This is a genomic window from Gracilibacillus sp. YIM 98692, from assembly GCF_010993965.1.
In the GTDB taxonomy this organism is placed as follows: domain Bacteria; phylum Bacillota; class Bacilli; order Bacillales; family Amphibacillaceae; genus Gracilibacillus.
The window spans coordinates 233,546-251,461 of record NZ_WIXM01000002.1 but is presented as its reverse complement, the minus strand read 5'-3'; the positions used below and the strand labels follow the sequence as shown (position 1 = coordinate 251,461).

Sequence of the window (17,916 nt, the reverse complement as noted above, 5' to 3'; positions counted from 1 at the left end):
TTTCACCTTATTCAACTAATTCACTAGCCTGCTTTACTTCTGTATTTTGAATTTTTAACCCATGTTTCTTTGCATTTGCTATAATTCTTTCAGGCTGACTTAACTCTTTCACTTTGTAGCTAAGATTTTTGTTATAAACAGATTGCTCTTCTACTTTTGTTTCCAAGGACTGAATATCACGATTTAATGAATCAACACTTGCACCATAGGAGGTAATATACAACATGCTACTAATTAATACAGCTCCAAATAAACTGTATAACATTTTTTCTCCTCTTGTCACCCATCGTCGTTGAACTCCAACCTTCTTTTTTACGACATGACGCTCTTCTTTTTGTACTTTTTCTTGATTGTCCTGGTATACTTCCAAATTTCTTGCGTGTTCAGTACTCATTTAACCATGCCACCCTTCTCATAATAAAAATTAGAGTTCCATTCATTGACTTTCTCCACAACACGTAATTTAGCAGAGCGAGACCTTCGATTTTCATCCAACTCTTCACCTGATGCAACAATAGGCTTTTTATTCACAAGTTTAAATGGAGGTTGATACTCATCTGGAATAACTGGAAGTTGTTTCGGCAAAGAGGGTACACTGCTCCATTTTTTAAAAGATTGTTTACACAACCTGTCTTCAAGTGAATGAAAAGTAATGACAGATAATCTGCCACCAACTTTCAGTAATTCAGCGGCTTGGTGTAAACCCTGATGAAAAGCAGCCAATTCATCATTTACAGCTATCCTTATAGCTTGAAAAATCCTTTTGGCAGGATGGCCGCCTTTCCTTCTTGCAGGTGCTGGTATCGCCTCTTTAATCAGATCTACCAGTTCATAAGTTGTTTCAATTGGTTTTGACTTTCTAGCGGCTTCTATTTTCCTAGCAATTTGTTTTGAGAATTTTTCCTCCCCATACTTAAAAAAGATAGAAACCAACTGCTCATAAGACCACTCATTCACAACATGATAAGCACTAATAGGTTGATTAGCATTCATTCTCATATCAAGCGAAGCATTATGTTGATAACTGAACCCTCTTTCCGCTTGATCAAGTTGCGGGGAGGAAACACCTAGATCAAACAATATGCCATCTACTTCGTGAATGTCCCAGTTTTCCAACTCTTCTGTCAAATATTTAAAATTATTATCAATAAAAATGGTTTGGTCTGTATATTTAGATAGGCGTTCCTTAGCTGCCGCAATTGCCTGATCGTCTTGATCAAATGCGATTAGCCTTCCTTTGTCTCCTAGATTTTCTAAGATACGAGCCGAATGACCACCACCACCTAGTGTGCAATCTACATAAACCCCGTCAGGTTTTATCGCTAGTCCATCTATTGTCTCTTTCTCTAATACCGTATAATGCTCAAACAACCCTTCACCTCATTTCTTTATGTACAAAAAACAATTTATTTTAGTTTTTTACTACAAATCAAAATCCATCATATTTTCAGCAATCTCTGCAAAAGATTCCTCTGACTCTTCCACAAATTGATTCCAATGTTGACTCGCCCAGAACTCTACACGATTAGATACACCAATAACCGCACACTCTTTTTCGATATCGGCATACTTCCTTAGTGGTGCCGGAATATTTATTCTTCCTTGTTTATCAATTTCACATTCCACTGCACCTGAAAAGAAAAAACGTGTAAAAGCGCGAGCATCTTTTTTCGTAAGTGGGAGTTTTTTTAATTTTTCTTCCAACTGACGCCATTCGTTCATAGGATAGGCAAATAAACATTGATCTAAACCACGAGTAACAACAAACTGATCGCCTAGTCCTTCTCTGAATTTAGAAGGCACAATGATCCGACCTTTTGCATCAATATTATGTTGATACTCCCCCATGAACATGTACGTCACCCCACTTTCTACCCCTATCGTACCACAACCTCCCACTTTCCACCACTATTTAGGAGAAAATTCTTCAAAAATGTAATCGCTTACCTTTATGAACGATTATTTTTACATAATAAAAAAGCTATAGCTGAAAGATATCAACCATAGCTCAAGCCTTACTCTATTTTGTTTTTTAAAATAAGCCCTTTGAACAATAGCAATAAACTACGACGTAAGCAGAGAAACTTTGTGACAATAAAATAAATGTAGCGAGACTCTTTATCGACGCAGCTGGAATATACTCGCTTTCCGTGGGCTCACCACGAGCCTCCTCGCTCACCAAAACCGTTCGCTGTGGGGTCTCTTAGGATCGCTTTCCCACAGGAGTCTCGCATATTCCAGCTGCTCTTACGATTATGAAGCATCATTGTTTAACCACTGACATCCTACACATAAAGATAATCAGTACATACTAGCGTAGGAAATATACGTAGACTCCTGCGGGAATAGCAACGGCTGAAGATCCCGCAGGAAGCGTATTTTGCTTCCGAGGAAGCTGAAGCGTTGCCCGTGGAAAGCGAAGTATATTTCCGGAGCGTATTTAAAGCGCATTTTCAAATTATACATTTTTACTACGTCGCTGTTTTGTTCTACTGCATAATAAAAACAAAGTGAAAATGCCTTGATTTTACAAATACACTACATAATGTTGCTGTTGATAATCATATTCTTTATCAATCATCTGATAGATAAAAGATTTGTCATACGAATTCAAGTAATACAGAATATTCCAAACTCTTTCTTGTAACCCTCCATTTGGATGGAGATGCTCCATAATTAAATCAAATTCGTCTAAGTTAGAACTATATTTTTTTTCTAACTCAGAAGCCAGGCGATGAACAAGTTGATCAACATCCATTTTTAAATATTGAAGATTTTTCTCAGCATATTGATGAATATCATCCTGCAAAGAGTAAGCAAATTCTTGTAATGGACGATGATTTTGGTCTATCACTTCTTTTAACTGGTCACCCATTCGATGAATAGAAGGATTCGATTGTGCTGCCAGCCACTTTTGTTTCGCAACTTGAGGTCCTTTTGAAATAACTTCCAATAAATCTAAACCAAATTTTTGGATTTTTTTGTTTATATATCCCTCCACAAAGGTAAAGGAAAGTCTTGGTAAGGCTGGCGGTACTTTCATGGACAAAGATCTAAAGGCTGGTTTTAGAATAGACCAATAACCAACCTCACTTGGTCCGCCTAAAAAGGCTAAAGTCGGAAACAAACATTCTTGCATAATGGGTCTAGTGACAACATTGTTACTTAATAACTCTGGGGTGTTTGTTGCCATACGTATCATTTCTTCTGTTGAGAATCGACACTCCCCGTTCTTGCCGACCCAGTAATCTCCATCTTTTTTTAAGAGAATCCGCTCTCCTTGATCATGAAAAAATAAATGCCCCTCATTCTCTTCTACTGAGACAGAAACAGAATAGCCAGCCGTACGCATTTGCTGCAGTGTTTGAAATACACCACTGCTTATCTCTTCTTGTTTAGTTATCAGCGTTTTAAAGATATTGGATTCGAGCTGTCTAACAGCGACATCACCTGAATCAATAAGAACAAGTCCTGTTTCATCGAATAAATAATGAATCATTTTGGCAAAGAAATCCACTAATGTATCCGATTCTTCCGCCATATTCCTTATCAATTGGTAGATATCTTTAGTAAAAGCTGTTTCTTTTAATTCGATAAAAGCGGTTTCTATCCATGCCATTAGCTGATCCGTATCAATTTGGCGGTTGGAAATAGACGTTTTTTCCATCCGCTCATCTTTTAAAGCATGCTTTTTTAAACTATCAGGTAAAAAAATATGATTTACCTCTTCATAATCATGGTCTTCTCCAGCAATCCAAAAAACAGGAATAACTGGTATACGCAGTGTTTTTTCTTTTTCTTTTGCTAATTGAATAATAGAAATAATTTTATGTATAGTATAAAGTGGACCTGACAATAAACCTGCCTGCTGCCCGCCAATAATAACCACACTATTAGAATCATTTAATTTATTAATATTTTCTAATGTTTGCGAAGACCCTTTCCACCTCTGATTCAATTGATACAATACATTTGTCAGTTCCTCTCTATGAAATGTACGTTCCATTAAATCACGTAGTCTTTGTTGATATGTATGCTGCTCATAAGGATTATAATCAAAAAATGACATGAGTTTTTTGCTTTCATCTATATAATCGCGAACAAACTTATTACTTGTATTCAGTTTCATAGGTTCGATACGCATGAATATTCGGCCCCTTTATTCTCAAAGTATACATTAACAATCCAATTGTATTGTACATAATACAATATATAAACGCACATAATTTGTTTTGAGAGAGTGTGTCCTTGACAATGAGCCATCATTATGAAAGTTAGACAATATCTATAACATAAACTGCTATACCGTAACATACTAAAATGAGATGCAACACAACAAATACAAGAAAACACGCTTTCCAAAACCTTTTCCAAACTATTCGAAATTCAATTTCCTTCCCCCATCGCCACTGAATAAGAACTATCATGACCCAGATACATAAAACAAAGATAATAATAAAAGTTATAAATAATGAAGAAAACAACAAAAAACCAATAGTACCTACGGAAAAGATATATAATATGACAGTAACATCTACTGCTATATGTATTGATTTCCATTTGTTTTGAAAAAAATAATAACTCACTTTATAAACAACAAAGGTAATAAGTAATGGGACTGTCACCATAAACGCAACAATACTTGATAAAAAATGCAACATACCATAACCTCATTTATCTATGCTATATAATTCATACGATAGAATTATATATAACACAACAAAACCTCATCCGGCAACTGATGAGGTTAAAAAGCTTTAGCCCTTTATCTCTTTATATTTTTCCATAACTGTTTCTATTTCTTGAAAAAGCAAACGATATGAATGCACTTTCTTTTTCAATTGCTCGTTCTCCAATGAAAGCTTATTTTGATCATTAACGGAGTGATAGTAGTTTTGTAAATTTTCTAATGTTTGAATCACTTGATGAATATTGGGAGTTTCATTTTCTGCCTGATAAGAGGATTCAGTCATTTCAGAATGAATTTTTTTGCGGTTAGACTTTGCCAGTTGAATGGCTTGTTCATATTGCTTACGAAGTGTTGCATTCCATCTAAAGCCACAAGCAGCTGAAGTACGAGATAACTGTTCTCCTACTTCCTTGAATGCTTCAAGCTGTGTTCTCCCTTCCCTAATAAAGCGTAATACTGTTTCAGCTAAAAGAATATCTTCATCTTTCGTCCAAGCATCTTGACGATTCCCTTGCATTGGCCCACCTCCTCCATTCGCTTGCTATCAATGTATGCAAATACTAGAGGAGATAGACTTATTAATTACAAATTCCTGCACAAAAAAATAGTGTAAGAGACCTATATTGTCTCTTACACTATTTTTTGTTACAAGTTTATTATTGTTCAACAACTTGTTTTCCGTCGTATTGACCACAAGATTTGCATACATGGTGCGGTTTTGTTAATTCACCACAATTAGAACATTCTACCATTCCAGGTACATGCAATTTTTTATGAGTACGTCTTTGGTTTTTTACTTTTTTTGAAGTTCTACGCTTAGGTACTGCCATGCATTACACCTCCTTTAAAGAGAAGTAAAGATCTATCCTTTACTATCCTTCATCATTACTGTTGTCATCTAATAAGGTTTTTAGTTTTTCTAGGCGTGGGTCAACTTTATCTTGATTTTCTTGCTCTGTGATAAGTGACCAGCCCTTCCCTTCACTAACCGTATTTTCTTCTAACTTTTTATCATCAGCAAATACGCGCAAAGGAACATCCAATATTACATTTTCCTTGATATATGGTGTTAAGTCAAGTACTTCACCATGAATCAGATGTATTTCCTCTTCTTCTTTATAAGATGATGTAGTAAAACTTTCAACTGCATCTATAGAAAAAGGGTATGGTACATCCACAAGTGTTCTGGCACAAGGTAATATCATTTCACCTTGAATTGTAAAATGACAAGTCACGTCATCAGCGTCCATCCTAGCAGTGCCTTTTACCAAAACCGGTTCTATACTCCTAATATCATTGTCCCACTGTGCGATATCCGAAATGTCGACCGACTCTTCAAAAGAAATGGACTCTCCTTGTGACTGCTTAAGCTTTTGTAAATATAATTTCAATATAATCACCTCAAGGCAACAAGAAATATTTTAAAAGGAAATGACACATTTGTCAATATTTTTTCTTTACACAAGGTTGTTTTACATAAGTTATGATATACTACTGTTAGATTATGCTTATCTTTAACGAAAACAGACAACACATTCACTTTTTAACAGGTAATACTTGGAGGTAATTATGAAAGCATGTGGCCTAATCGTTGAATACAACCCTTATCATAACGGACATCATTACCACTTTCAAGAAGCAAAAAAACAATCAGGTGCGGACTGTATGATTGCTGTCATGAGTGGCAATTTTTTACAAAGAGGAGAACCAGCTATTATAGATAAGTTTGAACGAGCTAAAATTGCCATTGATCAAGGTATTGACTTAGTAATAGAGCTGCCATTTTTTTATGCTGTTCAACATAGTGAGCTTTTTGCTAAGGGAGCGGTTCAAGTACTGAATCAACTTTTTACCGATATGTTTTGTTTTGGGAGTGAGCATGGGGAAATTGCTGGCTTCCAGCATATGTATGACTTAATCCATCAACACCTAGAAAAATATGAGAAAGCTTTGCAGGATGAAATCAACAAAGGATCTTCTTATCCAAAGGCTCATGAAGTGGCATTATATCATATTGGAGGAGAGAAGTTATCTATCGATTTCTCTAAACCAAATAATATTCTAGGATACCAATATGTGAAACATGCCTATCAATTGAAGACATCTTTAAAGCCCTTCACGATTAAAAGAATGAAAAATGATTACCATGATCAAACTATTTCTAACCCGATTGCAAGTGCGACAAGTATTAGAAATCAATTGTTTTCCGAACAAACATGGAGCAAACAGTTGCAAGAGTCCATGCCTGCGAAAACAAGAAAAAGCCTTTTGAATTATTATGATAAGAATGGTAAATGGCATTATTGGGAGCACTATTTTCCTCTATTACAATACCGAATACTAACCTCATCCTTTGACCAATTACACAACATAAATGGGATGAAAGAAGGATTAGAGCATCGTATTTACAGAGCAGCTAAACAATCCCATAATTTTCAAGAGCTAATGGAAAAAGTGAAAACGAAACGGTATACTTGGACAAGTTTACAGCGTATTTTCACTTATATATTAACCAATACAAGCAAAGCAGAGATTTCTAACATGCAAAAACAAACAAATTTATCGAGTTTAAGAGTATTAGCTATGTCAGAGCAAGGGAGACTTTATTTAAATAACAAGAAAAAAAGCTTACAGACCACTATAGCAGCAAGTATTAAAGAACCATATCCTTATAAGAAAATAGATGAACGATTATCCAATGCTTATTACAGTATTATGGATCCTCATATTCAACAAACACTATTAAAACAAGAATATAAGCCGCCATATTTGCCATTTAACCAAAATTAGATTGAACCATGATTAAGGAGTTTCCCCTAAAGAGAGGTCACTGTACACGCATCTGGAATATACTCGCTTTCACAGTGGCCTTCTATGCCGCGGCAATGGTTCAACCTCCTAGTGAACGTAAAACGTTCTCTAGGAGGTCTTTCATTTGTTGCTGTTCCTGCTGGAGCCTCGCATATTCTAGATGCTATATTAGAGTACAATTGTTAGCTAACCTTTTGAAACAGCTTCTTTACTATTTTTCGGCCAATTGATGTAAAAATTCCACTGCGTCATCAAAGTGATCGACCGGCACGATTTCCATATCTGTTCCAATCTCTTCAGCTACTTTTTTAGCTACCTGGTAGTTTGAACCTTCCATCCCTCTTTGATTTGGTGCAAAAAAGTACGCACACCCTTCACGATCTGCTGCTATCACTTTTTTATCCACACCACCGATAGGACCAACATTGCCATCATAGTCTATTTCACCAGTACCTGCTATTGGGTATCCTTTTGTTAAATCTTGATCTGTTAACTGATCATAAATTTCTAAAGCAAACATTAAACCTGCACTGGGTCCACCAATATCACCACTTGAAAAATGAATTTCAGGCGACTCTGTTACTTCTCTATTTGTAACCAGACGTATTCCTATTCCAGGTTTGCCATCTAGTTCTTCTATTGCTTTTAATTCAATATCATATGTCCTTTCATGATCATCACGCTCTACGGTAACTTCAATCTCATCTCCGACACGATGGGAAGATACTACTTGAAGTAAATCCTCCGCCTCTTTTATCGTTTTTTGATTTACGCGGATAACTTTATCACCTGACTCTAGGACACCATCTGCTGGAACCCCTTCTTTAACGCTTACCACATAAACCCCTTCATAATTAATAGATATATCTTTTCCTGCAGCTTGATATGCTACAACAGTAGAAGCCTCTTGGGAACTTTCCATCATCATAAACTGCAATTGGCGATATTCATCCTTCGTTATCCCATCCGACAAAACATCTTCTATCGGAAGTATATCATGGTAAGGTCGAATTTTTGCGAACATGTATTGAAAAAGGCTTGCTTGTCCTCCTTGAATGGTAACAAGGTGCATATCACCTCTGCTGTCAAAAGAACCCTCTACCTCTATGACTGGGTTGAGCGGGTCTGCATGACCTGGTTTATGAATATAATAAGGTAACTGATAACCAAACAACATATAAAAACCTATTAATAACATCAAAAAAACAACAATTTTCCCTTTATTTTTAGTTGTCAACATAACTTTACCCCACTTTATTTTTCCTAATTCTATTACACTTATGTAATAATTTATGCCTATGCTTGCGTATAAATAAGGAAGACAAGTAATTAAATTAATTTTATTTTACTACTATTTTAGTTAATCGTACAGACATGTCTGTATTAGGGATAGGGGGACAAGCGTTGAAAGACAAATCAATATCCATCTTATATGCATTTTCTTCGTTATTCATTGCGATTTCCATCATATATTTTCCGCAAGCCGTTTTGCAAGCTAGTCAAAGAGGGCTTGAAATGTGGGCAAGTACCGTTTTCCCTTCACTGCTTCCCTTTTTTATAATCGCAGAATTGCTTATTGGATTCGGTGTCGTTCACTTTGTTGGCGTTTTGTGCGAACCATTTATGCGACCTTTTTTTAATGTTTCAGGTGTTGGAGGGTTTGTTTGGACAATGGGAATGGCAAGCGGATATCCTTCTGGTGCCAAATTTACTGCTCGACTTAGGCAAGAACAGCAATTAACTAAAACAGAAGCAGAACGATTAGTAAGCTTTACCAATTCATCTAACCCTTTGTTTATTATTGGAGCCGTTTCTATTGGTTTTTTCCATGACCATCAATTAGGAATATTATTAGCGATTACTCATTACACAAGTAACTTTTTAGTTGGGATATGTATGAGATTTTATAAATATAAGGAACCGAATACAACAACGAAAACATCTTTTTCGATAAAACGCGCTTTCACACAACTACACGTAGCTAGAATGCAAGATAGAAGACCTTTAGGGAAAATTTTAGGTGATGCGATCATCCAATCGATCCAGACATTGTTATTAATAGGTGGTTTTATTATTCTATTCTCTGTTTTAACTCAAATTTTAAGAGAAGTACATATCGCACATCTAATTTCACAGCTGATTGAAATCGTACTTCAGTGGTGGAATTTACCTAAGGAGTTAGCTCTTCCACTTTTCACCGGATTGTTTGAAATAACTATAGGAGCCAATGAAATATCCCAGCTAAACAGCTCTGTTCTAATGAACGCACTAATTGTTTCATTCATATTAGGTTTTAATGGACTATCCGTACAAGCGCAAGTAGCTAGTATTTTAGCCGAAACAGATATTCGATTTGCTCCATATTTTTTCGCTAGGTTATTACATGGGGTTTTAGCATGTCTGCTCGTGTTATTTTTCTTTATCCCTATTTACGAAAACAAACTTCTTTCTAGTTCTGAAGCTGTCATCACTATGAATGCTGCCTTTCATCTAGAAAAACTACATTCATGGATCGTCACAATTGGGCCAACTTTTACCATTTTGGCATTAGCCATTTATTTATTTACGTATTTGCTAAGGAAAACATCATGATGAACTAAACTTTTTCTGAAGTGCATCTTCCACAATCGGTGGGACTAAATCCGATACATTTGCTTGATATCTTGCCACTTCTTTTACCATACTTGAACTTAAAAAAGAATACTGATTATTTGTCATCATGAAAAATGTCTCAATATCTTCGTTCAATTTTCTATTCATAGAGGTTATTTGCATCTCATATTCAAAATCCGATACAGCTCTTAATCCTCTCAGAACAGCTTGTGCATTTTTACTTTGTGCATAATCCATAAGTAAGCCGTTACAAGAATCTACCGAAACATTATGTATCTGAGAAGTAGAGCTTTCTAAAAGGTGCACACGCTCCTCCACAGAAAACAGTGGCTGCTTGGATTGATTGTTAAACACAGCCACAATCACTTCATCAAAAATTTTTGCACCTCTTTGAATGATATCAAGATGACCATATGTAACTGGATCAAAACTTCCTGGACATATTGCTACCTTAGTCATTTTCTCCTACCTCCTTTTATTTGATATATCGTCATAGAAGTAGTTTGTCCATAGTTTTCTTTTTTAAATACTTGAAATGTTCCTATTTCATCAGGCAACATATTATTAGTATCATGTTCACAAACTACTATGCCGCTATCTTTTAATATGGAAAATTTGCTTATCTCTTTTAATAATTTCAAATAAGAAACCTTGTGATAAGGTGGGTCTAAAAATACAATGTCAAATAAAATATCTCTTTTATTGACAGCTTTTAGTGCACGGAATGCGTCATTTCTATAAACTTCTGTTAACTCTTTAGTGTGTAGCAATTCAATATTTTTATGTATAGTTGATATTGCCTTCGGATGCTTATCGACTAAAATAGCACGATCTATACCTCGACTTAACGCTTCTATCGCTAAACCGCCACTACCCGCAAATAAGTCCAAGCAAATTCCACCTTCAAAAAAAGGCCCAATCATTTGGAACAATGATTCTTTTACTTTATCTGTTGTTGGCCTAGTTTTTTGATTAGGAACAGGTTGAATACGATGTCCTTTCCATTTCCCTGCAATAACTCGCAATGATTCCCTCTCCTATCCATCGATTGAAATCTCCCTTACTATAGCATGAAATATCAATTTATCTCAAATTAAGATGTATATTTTCATTAGAAAATGTAAAAACTTTAGTTAAAGCAACTAAAATGGTTGCTTAATACGGAGAAGACTTACTTTTCCCCATAAGTTCTTCCTCCGGTTTCTCCTCTCCCTTTTCTTTTTATTTTCAGTTTGAAAATAAAAAGAACCTGCAGTTTGTTTAACTGCAGGTTTTTTTTTACTTTATAACCCCATTTTGTAGTCATATTCTTTTGCTTTATCTGCGATAGCATTTTCATACTCAGTCTTTATAAAAGGCTTATAAGACGGTTCTACTTTCGTTACAAATGGTAAATTGTTTAATTGCGTAATTCGATCGTCGATATCGTCCTGGTTAACATAAATTAAGGCATATTTTAATTTTTTGGAAACATAAATGAGATGCCCCATTCGTTTTAAATGCTTGACATGCTTCATCTGATGAAACCACACAATAATTCCTTGTCTACTCATCAACATGTTCAACCCTCCATTATGTGGACTTATGTAAAAAGCTATGAAGCTTTACAGCCACAGCCACTACTTCCAGATCCACAACCACAGCCGCTATCTGTTAAAGCAGCTCCATCCTTCGGTACTTTTACCTTGTCACTAACACTAGTTGCAACGATTTGACTAATTTCATCCAATAACCCTTGCAAGTTCGTCTCAGCTATTTTATAAGAAGCAACCGTATCATGCATATCCATTTCACGCTTTGCCACACGAATCTCCTTCATAATTTTGCTATAGTCAGGATGGTATCGACCAAATCGCTCCACTTCTTCATAAGAATCCTTCAGTTTATTGAAGCGTTGGATTAATCGTTGGGCTTCTGAATCATTTTCCATTTTCTCTTTCGCCTTGTAAAAGCTTTGCATAACTTCTGATTCCAGCACCATTTGACCTAAGTTTTCTGATTTATCTAAAATATCAACAATATCCATTGTTGCTAACATGTGAGCTACACCTCCATATAATCATATGATATCAGTAATCAATGAGAAATAAAAGTGGCAGACACATTAATCATTCCATGAGCCTGCCATTTGCATTAGTAACCTAACCATCTGTATGTTTTGACTTGTTTTTTCTAATCTTTGTGGAAAGGTTTTTCCAAAATATTCCTTTGTATTTTTTTCTAGTTCATTTATTCGGTGAGGCTCTCTCGTTAGATATCGATACCACTCTGGATGTTTACGGATATACATCCATAAATCTTCTCTTTGCTGAATAAAGTGATAGGTTTCTGGTTCCAAGATGATCCTCCTTAATCTTTTGGCTGTGTTGTAAAAATATCAGACCATGATGAATTGGCATTAACTTTATTTTTATATCCTTTAAACTGATTAATCAAAGTTAGTATATTATCTATTGCTCCATTTAAATCATGTACATGCGCTTCCACCTGATTTAAATCAAGCTGATTCATGTGTTTCATTATTTTGGAATATACATCCTTCGCATTTTCCGAAGGCACCGTTTTATTATTATCAGTAGATTGGATTGTCTTATACTTCTTCCAAGAAGGATCGTCTTCACCAAGTAATACAAATTGTTCATATATATCTTGCAACTCTACTTCATTAGCCTTGATTTTTTTTACAAGACCAGGATGTTCTTTTAGAAAGCCTTTAAATTGTTGGACGTTAGGATGCATGTTCTCACTCCTTTATTTCACATCACACTTCTACCTTTAGTATATGTTTGTTTCCCGCCTATGTGAGTGAGGTTATAAGCATACACTATCATTTTTCCAAAAAATTTTGTGTATAATAAAGTTGCTTGCTGCCTACACCCAAATGTGTATATTCTTCTCTTAATAAAGCTTCGCGATGCCCTTTGCTATTCAACCATCCATGCATGGCAGCTGGTGCATCAACGTATTGTGCTGCAATATTCTCACCTGCAGATAAAAAATAAGCTTCGGCTCGTTCAAGGCGTTCTTTTAATCCATCTCCATTTTGACTATAATGAGAAAAATATTTCTCTTCCAGCATATCTTTACTATGGGACTTTGCAGCATTTGCTGCATTATCATCCCATTTTACTTCTGGCTTTTCATGCTTCTTACGGAATATATTTGTTAATTCAAATATTTGCTTTTCCATCCCTTTTTCTATTTTCTCCCATTTTTCTTTTGATACATCCCCTGCCTCTAATAATTCCCCCCAGTAATATAATTCATAGGGGCGATGTAAAGTAAAAACCTGTTCATTCATTAAACGAATTCCAGTTAATTTTTCTGTAAATGTATCTAAATATAATTGTGCAAATATACCATCTTTCACTTGGATTACTGGCCTTTCTTTTACATCTTTCTCCGTTAAACTAAAACGGACTTTATCAAATTCTATATTCTGTCTAAATTCATATACACCTTTTATCTCCTCAACCGATTGTCCCATCTGAACAAAGAATAGGTCTATCTCGGTAGATGGACTATATATGGTGGATACTATTCCATCAAGTACTCCAACCTGAAGATACATATCATCTTCTTGATAAATCCACCATTCATACCCATAAAGGCTCGGATCAATTCTCTTTGGTTGTCCAAAATCATTTTCGAGCATCTGAACATCTTCATTTACATATTTCCACACAGCATTTTTATACGATAACAATTGAGAGTAATTTCCTTCCTCTTTACTCATTACATTCACTTGTTTAACAGCATGCATCTGATAACGATGTTCCTCTGATTCACTTAACTCTAAAAAACCAACTAAAATGAAAAATACTAGAACAATGGATAAAGTGATATATTTTTTCATCTATTATTCCCCGCCCTTTCTCTATATTGTATTAAGATAGTATTCTAATCATGAAAGTTTTATGGCGGATCAGTTATTTAAATTGCATCTTTGGTCAATTCATACTATTATAGTTTTAGTGATAATTTTAGATGGGGTGAATGTATGAAGATCAAGGATACAGGATTAGAAGATGTTTTAATTGATTTAAAACCTTTAGACCACGCAATGGAAAAAGCTAACTTTGTCAGAGCTTCCCAATGGGATTATGAGCGTGTTACATACGATTATAAAATTGGGTCACCTGAGAAAAACATCACGTATTATATCCGTGTACAAGGGTATGCAGTAGAAGGTGATGTGGACAAAGGAGATGCAGTCATTAAATTATTGACTCCATTGTTAGGGAAACATTATTATCCACATGGAATTGAGTATGGGGAAAATGAAGAATTTCCTACTACAACAGTGGAACGAACTGAAAAATTATTAAACAATGTCAAAGAAATCATCAAACCTTTCGTTAAATAACTTAAAATGAAAGTGATACATATACGGCTGTTACTTTTCGTACAGCCGTTTTTCCACATACCGTTAGTTTTCAATTATTTGGAAAGATGTGAAAGGAGCTAAAGCACTAAATTAATGAAAAAATTAACATTACAATACTGGAAACAGATCATTGTACTCATTCTTATCTTGGTTGCCAGTTATTTCATTTTACCCGTTTCCATTCCTCTTATTCTTGCATTTTTTACTGCTCTATTTTTAAACCCTATTGTTCGTTGGTCAATGGTTACGTTAAAAATGAACCGGAAGTTATCTGTAACCATTGTATTTCTTTGCTTTGTGATTGTGATAAGTACAATTGGTACATATGCAGTGACTAGAACTGTTTCGCAAGTGATAGATTTTACGGAGAATCTTCCATCATACATTATTCATCTAAATAATCAGATTATTCATTGGGAATCAGAATTAGAGCATTTTACTTCAGATTTACCAGAGGAATTAATGGATCAGATAAAGATAGAAATAGAAGAAACCATGCTATCACTTAGTAATAGCATGAGAGAGATGTTTAAAATAGAGACCATTGCTAATGCCATAAGTAAAGTACCTGAATATTTAGTTAGTTTCATTGTATACTTAATTGCTTTATTTATGTTTATGTTAGAGATTCCTAGGTTGAAAGCTATGGCCTATGGACATTTAACAGATAAAACAGCTGAAAAAGTTAAGTTTATGAATGCTCGTCTTTCCTATGTCATTTTAGGCTTTTTTAAGGCTCAATTTTTAGTTAGTATTATTATCTTTATTGTGACATTACTAGGCCTGTTGATGATAGTACCTAAATATGCCTTAATCATGTCTCTCATCATTTGGATTATTGATTTTATTCCGATTATAGGATCTATTGCAATATTAGGTCCTTGGGCTTTATATTTATTAATAGCCGGAGACATTTCTACAGGAATCCAATTATCCATTTTGGCCATCATCTTGCTAGCGATTCGACGTACAGTGGAACCAAAAGTAATGGGAAAACATATAGGATTATCTCCACTTGCTACACTAATTGCCATGTATGTTGGTTTAAAACTAATTGGTGTTTTAGGATTTATTGTCGGTCCCATTTTGGTCATCGCTTTTAATTCAGCGAAAGAAGCAGGCATCATCAAATGGAACTTCAAAATTTAGGCCTTCGCTCTCATCGCTTGTTGTTTTACGGCACCGATGAACCAAACTGTGACATAGTATGAATCCTACATTTGCGAGGCTCTCTACCGTGTTCTGAATATGGTTGAGTGCTAGGATACGCTCCAGCAAGATACTCCGCCTTCCATGGGCATGGCCTCAGCCAGGGGATTACTTGAAATAACTTCTTTGTCCCCTTGCACCGAGGAAGCCTACTTCAAAGCGATACTAGAAGACACAGGTGCGTCATGAGGGCTTCGCACACGTGCTTGTTCCCATTGGAGTCAACACATCTGGTCTACGCTGATTGTGTTGTTCTGATTATGGAAAAGACGAAGCACACGAAACAGATTTTTCAAGAATTTCTTCTTCACACACTCATTTAAGCTGCGGAAAAAATATGACACCTGGGGAACTCGTACAAGCTAAAGATCCCTCGTGGAGAGTGGGGTTCTGCCGAAGAAGTTGAAGCCGAGCTATACGGGATAGTAGACATACGAAAGCGATCTAAATGAGCATAAGTAGTAGATGTCGCACTTATGCCCTTGGGTGAAAGAGAAGAAGTATGTTGTCGGAGCTATTTGATAGCAGTAACCAAAAATAAGGAAAATGTAGACACTCCCTTAATATTAGTAAGTAAACTTTTTTGTTGCATTATCTATATGCTTTTGTGCAATAAGGTTACTTTAGAAGTAACCAACAATCGTTTTAGAAAACATAAAATAGAGTTATACAGAAGTCAGTATGTAAGTTGCTGGAAGCATCGAAATTCCATAAACTAGCCTTGTATCAATACATCAAAAAACTACCTTTTCAGGTAGTTTTTTTTATCCGCCTAATATGGCTTTAATTAAACTAGTCGTTTCTCCTCCACTATATAAAACATATAATAGAATATAGACAACAACTCCAGTAATGGCAGTAAAGAACCAAATAACACTTGTAATGGGACCAATTTTTTCATGTTTTCTTATATTACGTTTAAATGCTAGCCACAATGTTACTATTCCAAAAACGGCTCCTGTTGTAGCTAGAACAATGTGAAATATCAAAAATATTGTATAAAACATTTCTAAATGTTCAGGTCCGCCAAATTTTGTATTTCCAATAAAAATCGTTCTTGATAGGTAAATAATAAAAAATATTAATGCACTAATTGCTGCTGCAATCATTGTTTTTTTATGTGCATTATACTTTTTTTGTACGATAAGATACCATCCGACCGCAACTAAAATCGCACTTAATACAATAAAAAATGTGCTAATTGTCGGCAATATATCCATTTTCTACCCTCTCCCCTATTTCATTATTCTGACTGTTGATAAGTAGCACTAGGTAAAGGATCTACTTTATCTGCTCCACTTCTAAACCATGGGAAGAAAATCCTAGCTAATAAACATCCATAGATGATTTCTTGTGTTATTTTCATGACAATACCACCTAGTTGCTGATCTTCTGTTAACCCTAATGGTGAAAACATTTCAGGTCCGCTTAATGCAAGTCCACTGAGAACATCACTAGGTACACATAATGCTAAAGCTTGTATCCATCCCCCATTAGCCGTATAAGTCTGATACAAACTGTCCAAGGAAAAAATGATCAAAGCGCAAGCAGGCGTGATGAGAATACCATTTGCGATAATATAACCTATTTTCAAAAGCGGTGTTAATGTCTCCAATTTTTTGATAGGAGTAAAAATTGGCCACCACATGAAAAAAGCGGCAATTAATATTGTGCTAGTAATGACTGCATGTGCGTATTCGTTTGCTTTAGCAAAGTCGAATATCAAAGGTATATGGTAAAACGAGAATAAGCCATTGAACAAAATTAATGCAATAAGTGGTTTTGTTAGTAAACGCAACAGTGAAAGCTGAAAAACTTTTTCCCATGCCCACGATGGAATTCCTTTAATAATTAAAATAGGAAAGATTAAGTAATAGATCGCCATTTGAATCATATGAGCAGTAAACATTATATGAGACATTAAATCTATTGGAGACCCTTTAATGATGTAAAGTAATAAAAGTCCACCGTATAAATACAAAATTTGTTGGCTGCTTGCTTTTTTATTGTCAGTCCTATGTACAAATAAAAAATAGTAAGCTAAGCCTAAACATAAAATAAAAATCATATAATAAGGACTCCACAACGCACGGAATCCAAATATTTGTATATCTTGCCACATACAAATCACTCCATTATTATACTGACAACTAATCATATTATATCTAAACAAGGATATAGATAAAAGCAAAACAACCAATTAAAT

At 35.2% G+C, this 17,916-nt stretch carries 22 protein-coding genes; 4 read left to right on the top strand and 18 right to left on the bottom strand.

Annotated elements, in window-relative coordinates:
* Nucleotides 1-7: 7 nt before the first annotated feature.
* From ftsL to GHD00_RS03420, 8 genes are all read right to left on the bottom strand, one after another.
* Entirely contained in the window at nt 8-394 is a 387-nt protein-coding gene (gene ftsL, locus GHD00_RS03455) for a cell division protein FtsL (protein ID WP_163536712.1), read from the bottom strand.
* The gene (gene rsmH / locus GHD00_RS03450; protein ID WP_163536711.1) at nt 391-1,371 is read right to left on the bottom strand and encodes a 16S rRNA (cytosine(1402)-N(4))-methyltransferase RsmH; all 981 of its coding nucleotides are present in this window, start codon (nt 1,369-1,371) and stop codon (nt 391-393) included. Before rsmH ends, ftsL begins: the two co-directional genes overlap by 4 nt.
* A gap of 51 nt (nt 1,372-1,422) precedes the next feature.
* The gene (gene mraZ / locus GHD00_RS03445) at nt 1,423-1,854 is read right to left on the bottom strand and encodes a division/cell wall cluster transcriptional repressor MraZ (protein WP_163536920.1); all 432 of its coding nucleotides are present in this window, start codon (nt 1,852-1,854) and stop codon (nt 1,423-1,425) included.
* 673 nt (nt 1,855-2,527) lie between these two features.
* Nucleotides 2,528-4,144, bottom strand: a complete 1,617-nt coding sequence (bshC, locus tag GHD00_RS03440; protein ID WP_163536710.1) for a bacillithiol biosynthesis cysteine-adding enzyme BshC — start codon at nt 4,142-4,144, stop codon at nt 2,528-2,530.
* 130 nt (nt 4,145-4,274) lie between these two features.
* Nucleotides 4,275-4,661 (bottom strand): DUF3397 domain-containing protein, encoded by a 387-nt coding sequence (locus GHD00_RS03435; protein ID WP_163536709.1) that lies wholly within the window; start codon nt 4,659-4,661, stop codon nt 4,275-4,277.
* A gap of 96 nt (nt 4,662-4,757) precedes the next feature.
* Nucleotides 4,758-5,207, bottom strand: coding sequence for an RsfA family transcriptional regulator (locus GHD00_RS03430; protein ID WP_163536708.1), 450 nt, complete (start codon nt 5,205-5,207; stop codon nt 4,758-4,760).
* A gap of 139 nt (nt 5,208-5,346) precedes the next feature.
* The gene (gene rpmF, locus GHD00_RS03425; protein ID WP_018932780.1) at nt 5,347-5,520 is read right to left on the bottom strand and encodes a 50S ribosomal protein L32; all 174 of its coding nucleotides are present in this window, start codon (nt 5,518-5,520) and stop codon (nt 5,347-5,349) included.
* A 42-nt stretch (nt 5,521-5,562) separates the two neighbouring features.
* Nucleotides 5,563-6,081 (bottom strand): YceD family protein, encoded by a 519-nt coding sequence (locus GHD00_RS03420; RefSeq protein ID WP_163536707.1) that lies wholly within the window; start codon nt 6,079-6,081, stop codon nt 5,563-5,565.
* A gap of 178 nt (nt 6,082-6,259) precedes the next feature.
* Here GHD00_RS03420 and GHD00_RS03415 point away from each other — a divergent pair, with 178 nt between their 5' ends.
* On the top strand, nt 6,260-7,480 hold the full coding sequence (locus GHD00_RS03415) for a nucleotidyltransferase (protein WP_163536706.1): 1,221 nt from the start codon (nt 6,260-6,262) through the stop codon (nt 7,478-7,480).
* Between the two features lie 232 nt (nt 7,481-7,712).
* On the opposite strand, the gene GHD00_RS03410 is transcribed toward GHD00_RS03415, so the two are convergent.
* Nucleotides 7,713-8,741, bottom strand: coding sequence for a SepM family pheromone-processing serine protease (locus tag GHD00_RS03410; RefSeq protein ID WP_163536705.1), 1,029 nt, complete (start codon nt 8,739-8,741; stop codon nt 7,713-7,715).
* 164 nt (nt 8,742-8,905) lie between these two features.
* On the opposite strand from GHD00_RS03410, the gene ylbJ reads away from it, so the two are divergent.
* Nucleotides 8,906-10,093 carry a sporulation integral membrane protein YlbJ gene (gene ylbJ, locus GHD00_RS03405; RefSeq protein ID WP_240468582.1) on the top strand — a complete coding sequence of 396 codons (1,188 nt, stop codon included), beginning with the start codon at nt 8,906-8,908 and terminating at the stop codon, nt 10,091-10,093.
* Here ylbJ and coaD read toward each other — a convergent pair.
* The 7 genes from coaD to GHD00_RS03370 all read right to left on the bottom strand — a co-directional run bounded on the left by coaD (nt 10,088) and on the right by GHD00_RS03370 (nt 13,970).
* Nucleotides 10,088-10,573: a pantetheine-phosphate adenylyltransferase gene (gene coaD, locus GHD00_RS03400; protein ID WP_163536703.1), complete on the bottom strand. Its 486-nt coding sequence runs from the start codon at nt 10,571-10,573 to the stop codon at nt 10,088-10,090. The two genes, ylbJ and coaD, sit on opposite strands and share 6 nt — an antisense overlap.
* Nucleotides 10,570-11,139, bottom strand: coding sequence for a 16S rRNA (guanine(966)-N(2))-methyltransferase RsmD (rsmD, locus tag GHD00_RS03395; RefSeq protein ID WP_163536702.1), 570 nt, complete (start codon nt 11,137-11,139; stop codon nt 10,570-10,572). The genes coaD and rsmD overlap by 4 nt, the downstream gene beginning before the upstream one ends.
* A gap of 258 nt (nt 11,140-11,397) precedes the next feature.
* The gene (locus GHD00_RS03390) at nt 11,398-11,673 is read right to left on the bottom strand and encodes a YlbG family protein (protein WP_163536701.1); all 276 of its coding nucleotides are present in this window, start codon (nt 11,671-11,673) and stop codon (nt 11,398-11,400) included.
* A 35-nt stretch (nt 11,674-11,708) separates the two neighbouring features.
* Complete coding sequence (locus GHD00_RS03385) at nt 11,709-12,152, bottom strand: YlbF/YmcA family competence regulator (RefSeq protein ID WP_163536700.1); 444 nt, start codon at nt 12,150-12,152, stop codon at nt 11,709-11,711.
* 66 nt (nt 12,153-12,218) lie between these two features.
* Nucleotides 12,219-12,452: a YlbE-like family protein gene (locus GHD00_RS03380; RefSeq protein ID WP_163536699.1), complete on the bottom strand. Its 234-nt coding sequence runs from the start codon at nt 12,450-12,452 to the stop codon at nt 12,219-12,221.
* Nucleotides 12,453-12,463: 11 nt separating this feature from the next.
* Nucleotides 12,464-12,853: a spore coat protein YlbD gene (ylbD, locus tag GHD00_RS03375; RefSeq protein ID WP_163536698.1), complete on the bottom strand. Its 390-nt coding sequence runs from the start codon at nt 12,851-12,853 to the stop codon at nt 12,464-12,466.
* An 88-nt stretch (nt 12,854-12,941) separates the two neighbouring features.
* Nucleotides 12,942-13,970: a CAP domain-containing protein gene (locus GHD00_RS03370; protein WP_163536697.1), complete on the bottom strand. Its 1,029-nt coding sequence runs from the start codon at nt 13,968-13,970 to the stop codon at nt 12,942-12,944.
* Nucleotides 13,971-14,114: 144 nt separating this feature from the next.
* Here GHD00_RS03370 and GHD00_RS03365 point away from each other — a divergent pair, with 144 nt between their 5' ends.
* Nucleotides 14,115-14,480, top strand: coding sequence for a YugN family protein (locus tag GHD00_RS03365; RefSeq protein WP_163536696.1), 366 nt, complete (start codon nt 14,115-14,117; stop codon nt 14,478-14,480).
* A gap of 114 nt (nt 14,481-14,594) precedes the next feature.
* Nucleotides 14,595-15,650 carry a sporulation integral membrane protein YtvI gene (ytvI, locus tag GHD00_RS03360; RefSeq protein WP_163536695.1) on the top strand — a complete coding sequence of 352 codons (1,056 nt, stop codon included), beginning with the start codon at nt 14,595-14,597 and terminating at the stop codon, nt 15,648-15,650.
* A gap of 824 nt (nt 15,651-16,474) precedes the next feature.
* Here the strand turns inward: ytvI and GHD00_RS03355 are convergent.
* Nucleotides 16,475-16,930, bottom strand: a complete 456-nt coding sequence (locus GHD00_RS03355; RefSeq protein WP_163536694.1) for a DUF420 domain-containing protein — start codon at nt 16,928-16,930, stop codon at nt 16,475-16,477.
* A 23-nt stretch (nt 16,931-16,953) separates the two neighbouring features.
* Entirely contained in the window at nt 16,954-17,832 is an 879-nt protein-coding gene (gene ctaG, locus GHD00_RS03350; protein WP_163536693.1) for a cytochrome c oxidase assembly factor CtaG, read from the bottom strand.
* Between the last annotated feature and the right edge of the window lie 84 nt (nt 17,833-17,916).